Source organism: Pseudonocardia charpentierae, from assembly GCF_031845345.1.
Lineage (GTDB): Bacteria > Actinomycetota > Actinomycetes > Mycobacteriales > Pseudonocardiaceae > Pseudonocardia > Pseudonocardia charpentierae.
Map to the genome: position 1 here is coordinate 305,535 of NZ_JAVREJ010000001.1, position 17,928 is coordinate 323,462.

Genomic DNA, 17,928 nt, shown 5'->3' on the forward strand with positions numbered 1-17,928 from the left:
GCCGTCCGTTGTCCGGTGGATCCGGGATCAGCGCGGCGGTTCGTACGGCGACGGCGTCGGTGCCGGGGTGGCCGCCGCCGTGTCGCCCTCCTCCGCTGCAGGAAGGGCCCGGCGCCCGCCCGCGGGCAGCGCGAGCTTCACCGACGTGTGGCCGCGGTGCGCCCCCGCCGCTGCGGCGTGGTAGTCCTCGAGGCTGGAGATGAAGCCAGGGTCGCGGTACACCCGCCCGTCGACCGTGAGCCCCTCACGGCCCTCGACGACGGCCTCGATGTCTTCGCCGGTGAGGGTCTTGTGGGTCTCCAGGGCGTGCGCGATGGCGAGCACGGACGTCCGGTTCTCCTGCAGGATCGCCTCGGCCCGGTCGAGCAGCTCGGCGAGCTGGTCCTCGATCCGGTCGGCCAGCGCCGCGCGGAGCACCTTCTCGGTGCTCTCGCCCTTCTGCGGGCCACCGCGGCCGCCGCCCGGGCTGCCGACCTCGAGGCGCCGGGCCGTCGAGTACGACGACACGGTGTGCCCCATGCCCCAGTAGCCCTCCATGAACGACGCCACCGCCGTGGCCGACTCCAGGTCGCCGGAGACGCCCGACGACGAGTCGCCCTCGAAGAACATCCGCTCGCCGGCCAGCGAGGCGAGCGAGACGAGGATGTCCGCCTCGTACTCGGAGCGCCACCGGGTGAACTGGTCCTCCGGCGGGATGCTCGCGACCATGCCCAGGTAGTCGCTGCCCTTCTCGATCGTCGCGAGGTCGATCTCCATGTGCTGCCGCGTGCGGTAGGCGACCACGGCGTGGCACGCCTCGTGCACGGCGACGGCGTGCCGCTCGCGCTCGATGTACTCGACGTCTTCGGGCGGCCCGAGGTCCTTGAGCTGCTTGGCCTTCATCAGGTCGCGCCAGCTGATGACCTCGCGCCCGTCGCGGATCGCGGTGATCAGGGCCTCGTTCACGAGGTCCTTGATCGTCGCACCGGTGGCGTACGGGGTGATCGTGGCGAGCTTGTCGAGCTCGTCGCTGGTGACCTCGTGCGGGACCTTGTCGAGGTAGCCCTCGTAGGTCCTGATCCGGCCGGCCTTGCTCGGGTAGCCGACCCGGTAGATGCGGTCGATGCGGCCCGGCCGCAGCAGCGCCTCGTCCAGCGACTCCGGCATGTTCGTCGCCATCATCACGAGGATCCGGTACTTGGGCGGCGGCTTCGGCCGCATGCCCAGCGCCCGCCGGCCCCAGCGGTTGAGGATGCCGCGGGGCTTCTTGAGGCCGGACAGCTCGGTGAGCAGCGCCTGCAGCGTGCCCATGCCGCCACCGCCGCCACCGTTCATCCCGCCGCCCATGACGAAGCGGCTGCGCCGCTCCGGCTCCTCGGTGCCGCCGCCCGCCCGCCCGGCCGACGCCATGGCCTCGCGGGTCAGCAGCGAGCGGGTGTCCTCCGACAGGTAGGAGAAGCCGTGGCAGCCCGCGTGCGCGAAGGCCGGCGGCCGCATGCCGCGGGCCCCGCCCGGGACGGTCCCGCCGAGCGACCCGCGGTTGCCCAGCGCGTCCGCCTCGTCGAAGAACACGATCACGCCGCCGTAGCGCAGCGAGAGCTTGCGCAGCTTCCGGAACAGCGACTTGACCTTGAGGATCCCGACGCCCATGAACATGTTGATGAACGCGCCGGGGTCGACGAAGACGTACGGCCTGCCGGTCTCACCGGCGACCGCCTCGGCCATCAGCGTCTTGCCGGTACCGGGAGGCCCCCACAGCAGGATGCCGCCGGGGACGTAGCCGCCCTTGGCCTCGATCTCGTCCGGCTTCTCCAGGAACATGATGTTCTCGCGGATCCGCTGGACCACGTGGTCCTGGCCCCAGACGTCGGAGAAGCGCGTCTTGATGTCGTCCGGGTAGTAGGTGTCGACACCGCCCCGGGAGAGCAGCCAGAACAGCCCGATGAACTGGAACGCGATGAAGAAGAACGCGAAGGCCAGCTGCAGGATCATCGGCAGGGCCTGCCACAACAGCGCAGGCGCGGCGAACAACGCCAGCAGCGGCGAGGTGTCGAGGATCTGCCCGGCGACCACCGCGAACAGCACGATGAACGCGATCCACTTGACCATCCGGGCGAGCCGGAACCGCGTCCAGTCGGAGAACCGGCGCTTCATTGCCCGGTCGAAGCCGCCGAACACCCCGTGAGCCCAGAACCGGTGGTAGCCGGCCGAGCGCTCGCTGACGAAGTAGTGGATCTGGCGCAGCAGCTCCAGGCCCATCAGCCACAGCAGCCACTGCGACTCGACGACGTGGATGCGCACCGCGTCGACGAACGGCAGCAGGGGGTTGTCCGCCATCGCCGCCCACACGACCACGAGCCAGATCAGGCCCAGCAGGAGCAGCAGCCGGATGCGGTGCCACAGCGGCGCCTTCGGCCGGGTGGCCCGGCGCGGGGGTGGCGCCGCTGCAGCGGGCGGATCGGAGGGCGCGGGCAGCCCGTCCGTGGCGAGGCCAACCCCCGGGTGATGTGACCCCGGCAGGTCGGACCCCGGAAGGTCGGATCGGTCGATCATGGGCTCTCCCGGACGGTGAACGAGGAGACCACGGTGCCGATCTCCTTCTGGCGCTGCTCGTAGCACTCTGTCGAACAGCGCACGAAGAACATGTAAAGCTTGCTGGCGTCGTCGTTGAGGTACGCGGTCTGGTCCATCATCTGCATCGGCCCCTCGCCCACGCGGTACCGGAACACCGAGTGCACCCCGCGCAGGCCGTTGCCCGGCGTGAGCACCTCGTCGCTGACCAGGACGAAATCGCTGACGCCCCCCGTCGGGTCCAGCGAGGCGGCCTCCTGGGCCGACGGCGACACCGGATAGAACAGATCACGCAGCCGGTCCAGGGAGAACTGGCCGCGGGCGGCCTCGGGAACCTGCTGCACGCCGACGAACGCCGCCGGTACCGCGGCGCTCGGGCCGAACAGGTGCACCGGCGACGGCGCGACGTCCGCGTCGTAGCCCTCGAACCACAGGCCGCGCTCCTCCTCAGACAGCGTCGGGTCGAACCCGATCGCGTCGTCCATCGCCTTCTCGTCGATCGGGCGCCACGTGGTGGGCACCTTGAGGTAGGTGCGGTCCGTCGAGTTGGTGACGTACGTGTACTCCGGTGCCCCGCAGCCGACCAGCGCCATGAGGGCGGCGACCGACAACAGGAGCAGTGCCCTGGTGGTTCCCGGGGAACTCCTGTGCCGTTCTCGGATCGGCATCCGACCTCCCGCGTGACCGACCTGTGATGTCGAGTATGCGCCACGAACGCAGCCCCGGACCTCCTCGCGGGGGTTGCGAGAACGTTTCGGGGGACATCCGGACGGTTTTCCGGCACCATGGTGCCGGGTATGCCCACCCGCTGACGTGAAGTGGTCGGGCCGGTCGTCGACGGGCCACGACGCCGACCGGTCGACATGATCGGCAATCGACCGTCCGGCTTCGGCGAGCGGTCACAGTGGGTCACCGCTGAGGCGCTACGGCACCCGCCCTGAGAACGTTAACCGGCAGACGGAGCAATATTCCGGGGCAGATGGCGGAGTTGCTACCACTCGCCGTTTCACAGGGTGCGCACATCTCACCAAGCTCTCAGGGTTCGGAACCACCGATCATCCCGACCTACGGTCCCCGGCCATGACTCAGCGTGTTGTGCGAGCGGGATGGCTGGCCGTCTTCGGCGCCGTCCTGGCCGTGCCGGTGGCGGTGCGCCTCGCCACCTCCGGCCCTCTGCCGCTGTGGAACCAGCTGGCGGACGTCACGGGCCTGCTGGCGCTGTCCGGTCTGGTGTGCGCGGCCGTGCTCCCCTCCCGGGTGCGGTCGCTCACACGGGCGTTCGGCATCGAGGACATCCTCGACGTGCACCGCTTCCTCGGCATGTCCGCGGCCGTGCTCGTGCTGCTGCACCTGGCCAGCGTCGTCGCGATGAACCCGGCACAGGTCGCGCTGCTCGACCCGGCGCTCAACGGCCCGCCGGCCAAGGCCGCTTCCGTGGCCACCGCCGCACTCGTGATGCTGGTCGTGCTCGCCGTCGCCCGGCGGCGGCTCGAGCAGCGCTACGAGGTGTGGCGCTGGATCCACGTGCTGCTGGCGGTCACCACGCTCGTGGGATCGGCGCTGCACGTGCTGTTGCTCAACCACCTCGTCAACGTGCCCGCCCTGTGGACGATCTTCGTCCTGCTGGCCGTCGCGGTGACCGGCGTGCTCGCGCACCGGTGGCTGTGGCGGACGCTGCTCGACCCGTCGACCGAGTTCGTCGTCGCCGAGGTGCGGCGCGAGTCGTCCACCGTGACCACGGTGAGCCTCGCCGCCCGCAACGGCTACGACGAGGACAGCTGGGACTTCGCGCCCGGCCAGTTCGCGTGGCTGCGGCTGACCCGGTCGGTCACCGCCGAGGAGCACCCGTTCACGATCGCCTCGTCGCCGCACCTGCCGGGCCGGGTCGAGTTCACGATCCGCAACGCGGGCGACTTCACCCGCGGCATCAACCGGCTGCGCCCCGGGCAGCCGGTGTGGGTCGACGGCCCGCACGGCTCGTTCACCAGCGACGTCTCCTCCGTCGAGGGAGTCGTCATGATCTCCGGCGGGGTCGGCATCACCCCGATGATGAGCATGGTGCGCGCGGCGGCGGACCGCCGCGACCCCCGACCGCACCGGCTCGTCGTCGTCGCCCGCAACCGGGACGACGTGCTCTTCCGCGACGAGCTCGGCTGGCTCCGCAACGAGCTCGACCTGGAGGTCACCGAGGTGCTCCGGCGCCCCCACCCCGGATGGGACGGCCACACCGGAGAGATCAACGTCGGGCTGCTCACGACCGTCCTGGGCAGCGAGCACGAGCCCGCGCAGCTCGACTACTTCCTCTGCGGCCCTCCCGGGCTGATCCACGACACGCTCGAGGCGCTCGACGCCCTCGGCGTGCCTGAACACCGCGTCCACACCGAACAGTTCGACATGGCGTGAGCGCCCTATCCGACATGGCGTGAGCGCCCTATCCGATACAGCGTGACCGCCCTGTCGAACACCGCCTGACAAACCCCCGGTTCGCTCCCCAAGCACTCTCCGAAGGGTTCCGATGCAACGCCGTACGTCCCGCAATCTCAGTCGCGCCGTCGTGGTGGCGGTGATCCTCGCCGTCGGCGCGACAATCTGGCAGTCCTGGACAGCCGGCATGCCCGGCATGTCCGGGGTCGTCGCCACGCAATGGGGTCCGCTCTCCCCCGCGGACCGTGACCTGATCGTGAAGGTCCGCCTCGCCTGCCTGTGGGAGATGTCCACCGGGCAGCAGGTGCAGCAACAGGGCACCAGCCCGGCGGTCAAGGAAGCCGGGCGGAAGATCTCCGCCGAGCACACCGACCTCGACCAGAAGACCCGCGACATCGCCAACAAGCTCGGCGTGCCGCTGCCGGCCAGCCCGAGCGCCCAGCAGATCGGGTGGATGAAGGAGATCGCGTCCAAGACGGGCGCGGACTACGACCGCACCGCGGTGCAGCGGCTGCGCGAGGCCCACGGCATCGTGTTGCCGATCCTCGCGGAGGTGCGGATCAGCACCCGCAACGACCTGGTCCGCGAGTTCGCCTCCGACGGCACGGCGTACGTCACCCGGCACATCGGCTACCTGGAGTCCACCGGGCTGGTCGACTACTCCGCACTGCCCGAGCCGCAGTCGCCCGGCCTGCTGTCCGGCTCGGCCAACTGGACCGACCTGCTGGTGCCGGGCCTCGTCCTCATCGCCTGCCTGCTGGCCGCCACCCTGATCGCCGCGAACGTGCGGAGCCGGGGCAAGGCCGGCAAGGCCGGCAAGTCGACGCTCCCGCCGATGGTGACCGCCGCCGCTCCCCGGGTGGCCACGGCGGCGGCGCTGATCGCGCTGCCGGAGGCGTTGAGCACGGCCCGGTCGGGGACGTCGACCTCGTCCGGCGCCCATCCCGTGATCTCACCGGGCACACCCCCGGGCGGGATCCCGGACGTACCGACCGCCGGTCGCGGCATCCCGAGATCCCGGGTGAGCGACAGCGGACGGCACGCCGTCCGCCGCTAGCCGCTCATCGACCGACAGTTCCACGGCACGACCCCGCACCACCCGCTCGACCCGCTCGACCCGCGCGGCCCGCTCCCCCGCTTCCGCCGCGCACCCCACGCCGTCCGCTCCCCAGCACCCGGCTCCATCGAGAAGTCGCTCGACCGCAAGTCCGCTCCCCGCACTTCGCTCCCCGGCGACAGCTCCCCAGGCCCGCGCCACACGGTCACGGCCCCAACCCCGATCGAGGCACACCGATGCAGCACCCCACATCCCGCCCGCGGCGAGTCCGCCGCGTCATCGCCATCTCGGCGGCCGCGGTCGCCGTGATGATCGCGCCGACGGCCTGCGACTACGGCGGCCCCGCCCAGATGGACATGACCGGCCACTCGGGGCACATGGACGGCATGAACATGGACGCGCCGGTCCAGGAGCACCAGGTCGTCCAGGTCGGCAGCACCAGGTCATCGACGCCGACGACCGACGAGGCCGCAGCAGCCACCGCCTCCACCGCCGAGGCGCAGCGGGTCGCGAGCGAGCGACGCCGCGGGGACGACGGGCGCCGTGGCGAGGACGGACGCGGGCGAGGACGCGGCAACCAGACGACTACCGCGACGACGGCCCCGACGGGTGCCACCTCGACGACGACCACCGCGCCGACCACGGCGACCTCGGCGACCTCCACCGCCGCGACCTCCGGGACCGCGACCAGCACGGCTCCCCCGGCCGCGGGGCCCAACAATGGCCTGGACGTCCTCGGCCAGCGCTGCGCGGACAGCCAGCTGCCGGCACACACCGGCTTCCAGTCGGCAGACGCGCAGTGCGTGGACATCGCCATGGGTGAGATCGCCCCTGAGGACCAACTGCCGTCGCTGCTCATCACGGGCGCGCCGCGGTTCGTGCGGGTCGGCGAGAAGTTCCAGCTCAAGGTCAGCACGCGCAACCTGGTGCGTGACCGGTTCCTCGGGGCGGCCGCCGGCGGCTACTACCTGGAGAGCTCGTTCCTCAACGCCGACAAGCTGCAGCGCGGGCACTTCCACACCGCGTGCCGCAGCCTGTCGTCGACGCGCAGCGCTCCCGACTCCGGGAAGGCTCCCGAGTTCTTCCTCGCGACCCAGGACAACGGCGGCGGTGCGAAGCCGGACACCGTGACCATCGACGTTCCCGGCATCAAGACGGCCGGCGTGCTCCAGTGCACCTCGTGGGCCGGTGACGGCTCGCACCGCACCCCGATGATGTCGCGGGCCAACGAGACGCCGGCGATCGACTCCGTCCGGATCTTCGTGGTCGGCCGCGGCCAGCGCGTCGACAACGCCGCAGCGGCGGACGCCGCCCTGGCTCCGGCTGCGGCGGGTGCGGCGGACGTCGCGGACGCCTCTGCCGACGAGGCCAAGCAGGTCCAGGCCGAGGAGCAGGCAGCCGCCACGCAGAAGCCGGACGGTGGGGTGGCGGCCATCCCGGCGCCCGCCGACGCCGCCGCAGTGCCCGCGGACCCGGCCACGTCGGCCGCGGCTCCCGCGGAGTCGGCGGCCCCGCCGGCCGGCTGACGGCCACCACCCGCGTAAGTGACTGAGCGAACGCGGCGTTCGGTGCATCTACCGCACCCAACGCCGCGTTCGCTCCGTTCCGGGCTCGGCCCCGAGCTCGGCCTCGGCCCGTAAGTCAGGCCAGGCCGAGGTCCGCCAGGCCGAGCAGCGAGCGGTACGGCGCGCCCTCGGCCTCGATCGCCTCCCGTGCACCCGTGCCGCGGTCGACCACCGTCGCCACGCCGACGACGGTCGCCCCCGCGTCGCGCACGGCATGCACCGCCGCCAGCACCGACTGGCCCGTCGTGGAGGTGTCCTCGACGACGAGCACGCGGCGGCCGGTCACGTCGGGGCCCTCGATCAGCCGCTGCAGGCCGTGCTCCTTGGTCGCCTTGCGGACGACGAAGGCGTCGACGGGCTGAAGGTCGGGGTTGGTGGCCCGCTCCGCCGAGACCGCGTGCAACACGGCGTCGGCCACCGGGTCGGCGCCCAGGGTGAGGCCGCCGACGGCGCCGTAGTCCCAGTCGGCCGTCAGCACCCGCATCAGCCGGCCGACCAGCGGGGCCGCCCGGTGGTGCAGGGTGACCCGGCGCAGGTCGACGTAGTACTCGGCCTCCGCGCCCGAAGCCAGGGTGACCCGCCCGTGCACCACGCCGAGCTCGCGGACCAGCCGTGCGAGCTCCTCGCGCTCGCTGTCGGCGCCTGTCACGGGTTCCTCCTCGCAGTCGTTGATCGAACCCACCGCGACTGCCGTACCCGTGGGCGATCGAAAGCAGTCGGTACCCGGGTCGCGCCCGACCGTCACGTGCGCTCGCTCCCGACCGCTTCGCAGCAGTCAGGCTCGCTGGCATCCGACGCTACTGCCCGTGAGCTGTCAGGGCTTCGCCTGCCTGCCGCGACCGGCCAGCCCGACGAGCCGTCGCACCAGCGTGCGGGGCAGCAGGTCCGCGGCCACGGCGATCGCCCGGTACTGCCTGCTCGGCACCGAGATCACCCGTCCGCGTGCCAGGTCGGCGAGGCAGTCGTCGACGACCCGCGCCGGCTCGAGCCAGAACGGCCCCCGGCGTGCGCCGACGTCGATCCCGGCCCGCTCGTGGAACTCCGTGCGCACGAACCCGGGGCACAGGGCCATCGCGCGCACCCTCGTCCCGCGCAGCGACGCGGCGACGCCCTCGGTGAAGGAGGTCACCCACGCCTTGTCGGCGCCGTAGCTGGGGCTGCGCCCGGGCAGGAAGCCCGCGATGCTCGAGACGTTCACGACCGCGCCCCGGCCCCGGTCGATCATGCCGGGCAGCACCGCGCGGGTCAGGTGCAGCACCGCGGTGACGTTGACGTCCAGCTGACGTTGCAGCTCGTCGGGGCCCGCGGTGAGTAGGGACCCGGGCGTCGCCAGGCCGGCGTTGTTGACCAGCAGGTCGATCGGCGCGACATCGGGGTCGGCGAGCCGCGCCGAGATCTGGTCCCGGCCTGCGGCCAGCGCGAGATCGGCAGGGAGGACCTCGACGACGACGCCGGTCTCCCGCGCGTCTGCCGCCGCGGTGTCGAGCCGCCCTCGGTCACGGGCGACGAGCACGAGGTCGAAGCCGTCGCGGGCGAGGCGGGAGACGAACGCGGCGCCGATGCCGGACGTCGCCCCGGTGATCATGGCGGTGGGCACACCGCGACCCTAGGACGTCGCGGGCAATTCCACTGCCGCCACCTCAGCGGTCGGAGCGGTCGCGCGCCCGAACGCCCTGCTCGAGGGCCGCGGCGACCTCGGCGAGGTCGGCCAGCAGATCCTGCAGACGGGCGGGGGTCGACCCGACGGGCGCCGTGCCGAGCACCCAGGTGTCTTCCGCCCAGACCAGCTCCACGTCGTCGCCGATGACGTCCGCGGCGTCGGCGAGCCGCGAGGTCAGGAGTGGGCGGACCGCCTCGGCGTCGGAGACGAAGGCGTAGCGCTCACCGACCGGTTCGAGCAGGTCGAGCCCGGCGTCGTCGGGCAGCGGGGCCGACGGCAGGCGGAGCTCGACCGCGGCGGGCAGCGGCCGCGCGACCTGCACCGCGGCCAGCACCGTGCTCACCCGCCCGGCCTGCTCGTGGTCGAACAGGTAGCCCTGGCGCGGCCCGTCCGGGGTGGGCACCTGGCCGGCGACGAGGTTGCGTGCCACGCCGGGCCCGCCCTGGTGGATGGTGCCGAAGCGCCACCGGCCGGGCAGCACGGGATCGGTCTCGACGAACTCCCAGTCGTGCTGGGCCGCCCACTTCCGCCGGTCGCGCCCACCGCCTCGAGAGTTCGAGCGGTCGGCGATCAGCAGCGCCGCGCCGACCACCAACGCGACGACCGCGACGAGGAACCACACCGACGACGGGATGCCCACGGCGCGCAGCGTAGACCCGATACCACCCGCTGAGCCGTATCGCCGGGTCACATCCCCCGGCGCGTCGCCGAATTCCACACGGAGTTCCACACGACGAAGACCCCGGCGCACGAGCGTGCGCCGGGGTCTCGTGGAAGTACGGACCTACAGGACGGCCACGGGGAGGGCCCGGCCGACGACCAGTGCGCCGGTGCCGCCCTCGGCCGTCGGGTCGAGGTCCACCCGCACCGTGTCGCCCTCGCGGATCTCGCCCGCGAGGAGCTCCTTGGCCAGCTGGTCGCCGATCGACGACTGCACCAGCCGACGCAGCGGGCGCGCCCCGTAGACCGGGTCGAACCCGTTCATCGCCAGCCACTCCCGCGCGGCCTCGGTGACGTCGAGGGAGAGCCGGCGCCGGGCGAGCCGCCGCCCCAGCACGCCGAGCTGGATGTCGACGATGTGGCCCAGCTCCGCCGTCGAGAGCGCGTGGAAGACCACCACGTCGTCGAGCCGGTTGAGGAACTCCGGCTTGAAGTGCGACCGCACCACGGCCATCACCGCGTCGCGGCGCCCGCGGTCGTCGAGCATCTGGTTCGCGATCGCCTGGCTGCCCAGGTTCGAGGTCAGCACGAGGATGGTGTTCCGGAAGTCGACGGTGCGACCCTGGCCGTCGGTCAGCCGGCCGTCGTCGAGCACCTGCAGGAGCGTGTCGAACACGTCCGTGTGCGCCTTCTCGACCTCGTCGAACAACACGACGGTGTACGGGCGCCGACGGACGGCCTCGGTGAGCTGGCCGCCCTGGTCGTACCCGACATATCCGGGCGGGGCACCGACGAGCCGGGCCACCGAGTGCTTCTCGGAGTACTCGCTCATGTCGATGCGGACCATCGCCCGCTCGTCGTCGAACAGGAACTCCGCCAGCGCCTTCGCCAGCTCGGTCTTGCCGACGCCGGTAGGCCCGAGGAAGAGGAACGACCCCGTGGGCCGGTTCTCGTCGGAGATGCCGGCGCGGGCGCGCCGCACGGCGTCGGACACCGCGCGCACGGCCTCGGCCTGGCCGACGACGCGCCGGCCCAGCTCGTCCTCCATGCGCAGGAGCTTCGCGGTCTCGCCCTCGAGCAGACGCCCGGCGGGGATGCCGGTCCACAACGACACGACGTCCGCGACGTCGTCCGGGCCGACCTCCTCCTTGAGCATGACCTGCTCCTGGCTCTCGACCACGGCGGTCTTCTCGGCCAGCTCCTTCTCCAGCGCCGGAATGCGCCCGTAGCGCAGCTCGGCGGCCCGGCCGAGGTCGCCGTCGCGCTCGGCCCGCTCCGACTCGCCGCGCAGCTGCTCGAGCTGCTCCTTGAGGTCACGGGTGACCTCGATGGCGCCCTTCTCGTTCTGCCAGCGCGCGGTCAGGGCCGACAGCTCCTCGCGCCGCTCGGCCAGCTCGGCCCGCAGCGCCGCCAGCCGGTCGATCGACGCGGGGTCGGACTCCTTCTCCAGCGCCATCTCCTCGATCTCCAACCGGCGGACGGCGCGCTCGACGGTGTCGATCTCGACGGGCCGGGAGTCGATCTCCATCCGGAGCCGCGAGGCGGCTTCGTCGACGAGGTCGATGGCCTTGTCCGGCAGGAACCGGGCGGTGATGTAGCGGTCGGACAGCGTGGCGGCGGCGACCAGCGCGGCGTCGGTGATCCGGACGCCGTGGTGGACCTCGTAGCGCTCCTTGAGCCCGCGCAGGATGCCGACGGTGTCCTCGACGCTCGGCTCGCCGACCAGCACCTGCTGGAAGCGGCGCTCCAGCGCCGGGTCCTTCTCGATGTGCTGGCGGTACTCGTCGAGCGTGGTGGCGCCGACCATCCGCAGCTCGCCGCGGGCGAGCATCGGCTTGATCATGTTGCCCGCGTCCATCGCGCCCTCGCCGGTCGCGCCGGCGCCGACGATGGTGTGCAGCTCGTCGATGAAGGTGACGACCTGCCCGGCGGAGTCGGTGATCTCCTTGAGCACGGCCTTGAGCCGCTCCTCGAACTCGCCGCGGTACTTCGCGCCAGCCACCATCGAGCCGAGGTCGAGCGAGACCACGCGCTTCCCGCGCAGTGACTCGGGCACGTCGCCCGCCACGATCCGCTGGGCCAGGCCCTCGACGATCGCGGTCTTGCCGACGCCCGGCTCGCCGATCAGCACCGGGTTGTTCTTGGTGCGCCGCGAGAGCACCTGCACCACGCGGCGGATCTCGGTGTCGCGGCCGATCACCGGGTCCAGCTCGCCCTTGCGGGCACGCTCGGTGAGGTCGACGCCGTACTTCTCCAGCGCCTGGTAGCTGCCCTCGGGGTCCGGGCTCGTCACCCGCGCCGAGCCACGCACCTTCGCGAACGCCTCGCGCAACGCGTCAGGGGTGGCGCCGTGGCGGCGGAGCACCTGCGCGACCTGGCCGCCCTTGTCCGCGAGCCCGACGAGCAGGTGCTCGGTCGACACGTACTCGTCGCCCATCTCCGTGGCCAGCTGCTGGGCGGCGGTGATCGCGCCGAGCGCCTCACGGGAGAGCTGAGGGGTGGCGACGGTGGAGCCCGACGCCGAGGGCAGCCGGTTGCCCAGCGCCGTCACCTCGGCGCGGACCGCGGCCACGTCTGCACCGACGGCCGCGAGCAGCGGCGCGGCGATGCCGTCGGCCTGCGCGAGAAGCGCGCCGAGCAGGTGCGTGGGGCCGACATCGGGGTTGCCGGCCAGCGAGGCGGCCTGCACCGCGGCCGAGATCGCCTGTTGGGTCTTGGTAGTGGGGTTGAAGCTGTCCATCCCCGCGTCCTCCTGCGAAAAGATCCTGGGGCAGTAGTTGCCGTCACTGGAGACAACGTCGGAAAAGTTGAGTGTGTTCCGCTCAGGTTGTGCTTCTTCAGCCGGATCCACGTTGAGCCGGTCGCGCTCAAGTTTACCCGCTACCGCCCGGCGCGCCCACCGCCGCGCCCGGCCCGGACAGGCCGGCCCGGACGCGAGCGCACGCTACTCTGCTGTGCGGCGCGCCCACCCCCGTCGCACGCCGCTGCACGTCGAACGGATTACCCATGCCTGTCGCACCGTCGTCCCCGCTCAGCCGGGGTCGCTCCGTCCTCATGCGGGCGGGCGCCCGATGACCGCGGAGCAGTTGCTCACCACCGAGCGCGAGCGGGCCGGGAAGGCGCACCCGGACCGCACCGTCGCGCTCATCCGATCGAGCTTCGCCGTCGTCGAGCCGCAGGCCGAGGACGTCGCCCGGCACTTCTACGCGACGCTGTTCGGCCTCGCCCCCGAGACCCGCGACCTGTTCCCGGTGAACATGGAGGTGCAGCGCAGCCGCCTGCTCCGCGCGCTGGTGCACGTGGTGCAGATGGTGGACCGCCCGGACGAGCTCGTGCCGTACCTCGAGCAACTCGGCCGCGACCACCGCAAGTTCGGCGTGCTGGCCCCGCACTACGGGGCCGTCGGGACCGCTCTGATCAGCGCGGTTCGCGAGTTCGCCGGTCCGACCTGGACCCCGGCGGTCGAGAAGGCCTGGACCGGTGCCTACCGGACGGTGTCCGACGCGATGCGCACGGCCGCGCAGGCCGAGCGCGGTCCGGCGACCTGGCTGGGCAGGGTCGTCGGGCACCGCAGGATCGGCTGGGACCTCGCCGTCGTCGAGGTCGCCGCGACCGAGCCGGTCCCGTACCGGGCCGGGCAGTACCTGAGTGTCGAGACCCCGCAGCGCCCGCGCCTGTGGCGCTATTTCTCTCCGGCGAACGCCCCGCGCGACGACGGCCGCCTGGAGTTCCACGTCCGTGCGGTGCCGGGGGGCTGGGTCAGCCGCTCGATCGTCGCGCACTCGCGCGTCGGCGACACCTGGCGGCTCGCCCACCCGATGGGGCAGATGCAGATCGCGCGCAACAGCCGCCGGAACGCGCTGCTGGTGGCCGGCGGTACCGGTTCCGCGCCCATCCGCGCGATGCTGGAAGACCTCGTGCACGGCACCGGCCAGCCCCGCACGCAGGTCTTCGTCGGCGGCCGGACCTGGGACGACCTCTACGACTTCGCGCCTCTGCGCCGGCTGTCGTACGACAACCCGTGGCTCGACGTCGTCCCGGTGGTGGAGCGCGACGACACCGGGAACGGCGGTGCGGAGATCGGCACGCTGGCCGACGTGGTCACCCGTTACGGCGCATGGGCCGAACACGACGTCACGGTCTGCGGCTCGCCGGCGATGATCCGCGCGACCGTCGCCCAGATGCTCGTGGCGGGCACTCCGCTGGACCGGATCGGTTACGACCCGTTCACGCTCGACTGATTTCCCGACCGAGTTCCCGGGGCTGGTCCGCCCTGCATCCGCAGCCGTAGTGTGATCGGCTGCCGTTGGGGATTGGGCAGCTTCGGGGGGACCGATGACCACGACCAGCACGACCACGACACGCGAGCTGACCATCCGGTCCGTCGTGCTGGGCGGCCTGATCACCTTGGTGTTCACCGCCGCCAACGTCTACCTCGGGCTGAAGGTCGGCCTCACCTTCGCCACCGCCATCCCGGCCGCGGTGATCTCGATGGCGATCCTGCGCTACTTCCGCGGGCACTCGATCCTCGAGAACAACATCGTCCAGACGATCGCGTCGGCGGCAGGCACCCTGGCGGCGATCATCTTCGTGCTGCCCGGCCTGATCATGATCGGCTGGTGGCAGGGCTTCCCGTACTGGACGACGGTGTTCGTCTGCGCGATCGGCGGCACGCTCGGCGTGATGTACTCCGTGCCGCTGCGCCGCGCGCTGGTGACCGGTTCGGACCTGCCCTACCCCGAGGGTGTCGCGGCCGCCGAGGTGCTCAAGGTCGGCGAGTCCACCGAAGGCCCCGACGGCGCGGACGGCGTCGAGAGCAACCGCCGTGGCCTGCGCGCGATCGTCGTCGGCTCGCTGGCCGCCGCCGGGTTCTCCCTGCTGGCCGCGATGAAGGTCGTCGGCAACGAGGTGTCCACGGCCTTCCGCGTCGGGTCCGGCGGCACGCTGTTCGGGGCCAGCCTCTCGCTCGCGCTGATCGGCGTCGGGCACCTGGTCGGCGTCACGGTCGGCGCCGCGATGATCATCGGTCTGCTGATCTCCTACGGCGTGCTGCTGCCGACGCTGACGTGGGGCGATCTGCCGGCCGGCGCCGACGTGTCCGACGTCGTGTCGAGCACGTTCGGGACCGAGGTGCGGTTCGCCGGGGCGGGCGCGATCGCGGTGGCCGCGGTCTGGACGCTGCTGAAGATCCTCAGCCCGATCGTGCGCGGCATCCGGGCCGCCGCCGTGTCGAGCCGGGCCCGCCGTGGCGGGGGGACGGTGGACCTGACCGAGCGCGACCTGCCGATCGGGATCGTCGGCACGACGATCGCCGTGCTGCTCATCCCGATCGCGCTGCTGCTCTGGGACTTCCTCACCGGCACGCCGGTCGCCGACCGCGGCGTCGCGACGATCGTGGTGAGCCTCGTGTACATCGTGGTGCTCGGCGCGGTGATCGCGGCCGTCGCCGGGTACATGGCCGGGCTGATCGGCTCGTCCAACAGCCCCATCTCCGGGGTCGGGATCCTGGTCGTGCTGGGGATCGCGCTGCTGCTCGCCGCCCTGCACCGGCCCGGCGGCGACGCGAACTCGACCACTGCGCTGGTCGCCTACGCGCTGTTCACCACCGCGGTGGTGTTCTCGGTCGCGACGATCTCCAACGACAACCTGCAGGACCTCAAGACCGGTCAACTGGTCGGCGCGACGCCGTGGAAGCAGCAGATCGCCCTGGTCATCGGAGTGATCTTCGGTTCGCTGATCATCCCGCCCGTGCTCGACCTCCTCAACACCGCGTTCGGCTTCGCCGGGGCGCCCAACGCGGGCCCCGACGCGCTGGCCGCACCGCAGGCCGCGCTGATCTCGGCGCTGGCCGAGGGGGTGTTCGGGGGCGACCTGAACTGGGGTCTGATCGGCCTGGGCGCACTCATCGGCGCCGTGGTGATCGCTATCGACGAGGTGCTCGCCCGGCGCGGACGCCTGCGGCTGCCGCCGCTCGCCGTGGGCATGGGCATGTATCTGCCGATGTCGCTGACCCTGGTCATCCCGATCGGCGCCCTGCTCGGCCGCTTCTACGACCGGTGGGCGGAGCGCCGCGGCGGCGACGTCGAGCAGAAGAAGCGGCTCGGCGTGCTGATGGCGACCGGGCTCATCGTCGGCGAGAGTCTGTTCGGCGTGGTCTTCGCCGGGATCGTGGCCGCCTCGGGCTCGGACGCCCCGCTGGCCGTGGTCGGCGACAGCTTCGAGAACTGGGCCCTCGGCCTGGGCATCGTGCTGTACGTGGCGCTCGTGCTCGCGCTGTACCGGTGGACGCGCCGCTCGGCCGACGACAGGGCCTGACGGGCGGTGGCTACTCCGGGCGTTCCGGGTGCCAGACCACCACGTGGTGGCGCCGGTCCACCGGAACGAGGTCGCGACGGTAGGACCGGTGCACCATGGCCGTCGCCTGCTCGGCGGCGTCGCGGACCGACTGCAGCTCGGAGAGGAGCTCCTCGACCCGGCCCTGCAGCTCGTCGACGAGCTGCTCCAGCTCGATGATCCGCTTGATGCCCGCGAGGTTCACGCCCTCCTCCTGCGACAGCCGCTGCACCTCGCGGAGCAGGGCGATGTCGCGGGCGGAGTAGCGCCGGCCGCCGCCGGCCGACCGGCCGGGGCTCACGAGCCCCAGCCGGTCGTAACTGCGCAGTGTCTGGGCGTGCAGGCCGGACAGCTGGGCCGCCACCGAGATGACGAACACCGGGCTGTCCTGGCTCTCGCCGGGTGGCAGGCCGCCGCCGTGCTCACGGGATGCCACGATCGGTCACCTCCCGAACTCGTGATCGGTCACAGTCACAAGAGGTCCGCCCGTGGGTCGAAACCCTTGGTCGCCTCGGCGAAGTCGTTCAGCGCCTTCTGCGCCGCGTCGTCCAGCCGCTGCGGGACCGCCACCGACACCGTGACGAGCAGGTTGCCCGCGGTGCCGGTGCGCTTCTGCACGCCGCGGCCCCGGACCCGGAACGTCTTGCCGCTCTGGGTCCCGGCCGGGATCCGCAGGGTGACCGAGCCGTCGAGCGTCGGCACGTCGATCGTGCTGCCGAGCACGAGCTCGGGGTAGGTCACCGGCACCGTGACGACGAGGTCGTCCGGGTTGTCCTTCGACCGCCCGAACACGCGGTGCGGCGTGACGTGCACCTTGACGTACAGGTCGCCCGCCGGCGCCCCGCCGCGGCCCGGCTCGCCCTGGCCGGCGAGCTTGATCCGCTGCCCGTCGTCCACTCCCGCTGGGACGCGGATCGTGAGCGAGCGGGTGCGGGTGCTGACGCCGTCGCCGTGGCACTCGGGGCACGGGTCGTCGATGATCCGGCCCGTGCCGCGGCAGTCCGGGCACGGCTCGGAGAACGCGAACGCGCCCTCGTTGCGGCTGATCAGGCCCCGTCCCGAACAGGTCGGGCACTGCCGCGGAGTCGTACCCGGCCGCGCGCCGCTGCCGGAACACGTCTGGCAGCGCCCGGGCGCCGAGAGCCGGATCGGCACCTCGGCACCCCGGACGGCCTGGGTGAAGTCGATCCGCAACTCGCTCTCGACGTCCGCGCCGCGCTGTCCGCGCGTCGCCGACGCCCGCGTGCCGCGGCCGGCCCCGCCGGCGTTGCCGAAGATCCCGCCGAGCAGGTCACCGAGGCCCGGGCCGGCTCCGCCGGTGTTGCCGAACAGGTCGCCCATGTCGAACGTCTGTCCGCCGCCACCGGGGAACCCGCCTGCGCCGCCGGGGAACCCGCCCGCCCCGCCCGGGAATCCGCCGGGGAAGCCCGCGCCCCCGCCGGCGAACAACGCGCGGGTCTCGTCGTACTCGCGCCGCTTCTTCTCGTCCGAGAGCACGCCGTAGGCCTCGGACACCGACTTGAAGCGGGCCTCGGCCTTCGCGTCGCCGGGGTTGGCGTCGGGGTGCAGCTCGCGGGCGAGCTTGCGGTACGCCTTCTTGATCTCGTCCTGGGTCGCGCCGGAGGCGACGCCCAGCTCACGGTAGAAGTCCTTCTCGATCCAGTCGCGCTGGGTCATTC

Annotated in this window: 13 protein-coding genes; 5 read left to right on the forward strand and 8 right to left on the reverse strand. The window is 72.3% G+C overall.

Going from position 1 to position 17,928, the window contains the following annotated elements; genetic code table 11:
* Positions 1–27: 27 nt before the first annotated feature.
* Entirely contained in the window at positions 28–2,532 is a 2,505-nt protein-coding gene (locus tag RM445_RS01475; RefSeq protein WP_311554091.1) for an AAA family ATPase, read from the reverse strand.
* On the reverse strand, positions 2,529–3,218 hold the full coding sequence (locus RM445_RS01480; RefSeq protein WP_311554092.1) for a hypothetical protein: 690 nt from the start codon (positions 3,216–3,218) through the stop codon (positions 2,529–2,531). The genes RM445_RS01475 and RM445_RS01480 overlap by 4 nt, the downstream gene beginning before the upstream one ends.
* Before the next feature lie 412 nt (positions 3,219–3,630).
* Here RM445_RS01480 and RM445_RS01485 point away from each other — a divergent pair, with 412 nt between their 5' ends.
* The 3 genes from RM445_RS01485 (at position 3,631) to RM445_RS01495 (ending at position 7,557) form a co-directional block, all read left to right on the forward strand.
* On the forward strand, positions 3,631–4,953 hold the full coding sequence (locus RM445_RS01485) for a ferredoxin reductase family protein (RefSeq protein WP_311554093.1): 1,323 nt from the start codon (positions 3,631–3,633) through the stop codon (positions 4,951–4,953).
* A 112-nt stretch (positions 4,954–5,065) separates the two neighbouring features.
* Positions 5,066–6,031 carry a DUF4142 domain-containing protein gene (locus RM445_RS01490; protein WP_311554094.1) on the forward strand — a complete coding sequence of 322 codons (966 nt, stop codon included), beginning with the start codon at positions 5,066–5,068 and terminating at the stop codon, positions 6,029–6,031.
* 236 nt (positions 6,032–6,267) lie between these two features.
* The gene (locus RM445_RS01495; protein WP_311554095.1) at positions 6,268–7,557 is read left to right on the forward strand and encodes a hypothetical protein; all 1,290 of its coding nucleotides are present in this window, start codon (positions 6,268–6,270) and stop codon (positions 7,555–7,557) included.
* A gap of 115 nt (positions 7,558–7,672) precedes the next feature.
* On the opposite strand, the gene pyrE is transcribed toward RM445_RS01495, so the two are convergent.
* From pyrE to clpB, 4 genes are all read right to left on the reverse strand, one after another.
* Entirely contained in the window at positions 7,673–8,245 is a 573-nt protein-coding gene (gene pyrE, locus RM445_RS01500) for an orotate phosphoribosyltransferase (RefSeq protein WP_311554096.1), read from the reverse strand.
* 165 nt (positions 8,246–8,410) lie between these two features.
* The gene (locus RM445_RS01505; protein WP_311554097.1) at positions 8,411–9,193 is read right to left on the reverse strand and encodes an SDR family NAD(P)-dependent oxidoreductase; all 783 of its coding nucleotides are present in this window, start codon (positions 9,191–9,193) and stop codon (positions 8,411–8,413) included.
* A 43-nt stretch (positions 9,194–9,236) separates the two neighbouring features.
* Entirely contained in the window at positions 9,237–9,896 is a 660-nt protein-coding gene (locus RM445_RS01510) for a type III secretion system chaperone family protein (RefSeq protein ID WP_311554098.1), read from the reverse strand.
* A 144-nt stretch (positions 9,897–10,040) separates the two neighbouring features.
* Positions 10,041–12,656, reverse strand: coding sequence for an ATP-dependent chaperone ClpB (gene clpB, locus RM445_RS01515; RefSeq protein ID WP_311554099.1), 2,616 nt, complete (start codon positions 12,654–12,656; stop codon positions 10,041–10,043).
* A gap of 331 nt (positions 12,657–12,987) precedes the next feature.
* Here clpB and RM445_RS01520 point away from each other — a divergent pair, with 331 nt between their 5' ends.
* Positions 12,988–14,157 carry a globin domain-containing protein gene (locus RM445_RS01520; protein WP_311554100.1) on the forward strand — a complete coding sequence of 390 codons (1,170 nt, stop codon included), beginning with the start codon at positions 12,988–12,990 and terminating at the stop codon, positions 14,155–14,157.
* A 94-nt stretch (positions 14,158–14,251) separates the two neighbouring features.
* On the forward strand, positions 14,252–16,231 hold the full coding sequence (locus tag RM445_RS01525; protein ID WP_311554101.1) for an OPT family oligopeptide transporter: 1,980 nt from the start codon (positions 14,252–14,254) through the stop codon (positions 16,229–16,231).
* Positions 16,232–16,241: 10 nt separating this feature from the next.
* Here RM445_RS01525 and RM445_RS01530 read toward each other — a convergent pair whose 3' ends face one another.
* Both RM445_RS01530 and dnaJ read right to left on the reverse strand, forming a co-directional pair.
* Positions 16,242–16,685, reverse strand: coding sequence for a heat shock protein transcriptional repressor HspR (locus RM445_RS01530; RefSeq protein WP_311554102.1), 444 nt, complete (start codon positions 16,683–16,685; stop codon positions 16,242–16,244).
* 35 nt (positions 16,686–16,720) lie between these two features.
* On the reverse strand, positions 16,721–17,926 hold the full coding sequence (gene dnaJ, locus RM445_RS01535; RefSeq protein ID WP_311554103.1) for a molecular chaperone DnaJ: 1,206 nt from the start codon (positions 17,924–17,926) through the stop codon (positions 16,721–16,723).
* Positions 17,927–17,928: the final 2 nt, after the last annotated feature.

Coding starts and splice junctions, on each gene's coding strand:
- RM445_RS01480 (WP_311554092.1), bottom strand. CDS start 3,218: ATGCCGATCCGAGAACGGCACAGGAGTTCCCCGGGAACCACCAGGGCA.
- RM445_RS01485 (WP_311554093.1), top strand. CDS start 3,631: ATGACTCAGCGTGTTGTGCGAGCGGGATGGCTGGCCGTCTTCGGCGCC.
- RM445_RS01490 (WP_311554094.1), top strand. CDS start 5,066: ATGCAACGCCGTACGTCCCGCAATCTCAGTCGCGCCGTCGTGGTGGCG.
- clpB (WP_311554099.1), bottom strand. CDS start 12,656: ATGGACAGCTTCAACCCCACTACCAAGACCCAACAGGCGATCTCGGCC.
- RM445_RS01525 (WP_311554101.1), top strand. CDS start 14,252: ATGACCACGACCAGCACGACCACGACACGCGAGCTGACCATCCGGTCC.
- RM445_RS01475 (WP_311554091.1), bottom strand. CDS start 2,532: ATGATCGACCGATCCGACCTTCCGGGGTCCGACCTGCCGGGGTCACAT.
- RM445_RS01495 (WP_311554095.1), top strand. CDS start 6,268: ATGCAGCACCCCACATCCCGCCCGCGGCGAGTCCGCCGCGTCATCGCC.
- dnaJ (WP_311554103.1), bottom strand. CDS start 17,926: ATGACCCAGCGCGACTGGATCGAGAAGGACTTCTACCGTGAGCTGGGC.
- RM445_RS01520 (WP_311554100.1), top strand. CDS start 12,988: ATGACCGCGGAGCAGTTGCTCACCACCGAGCGCGAGCGGGCCGGGAAG.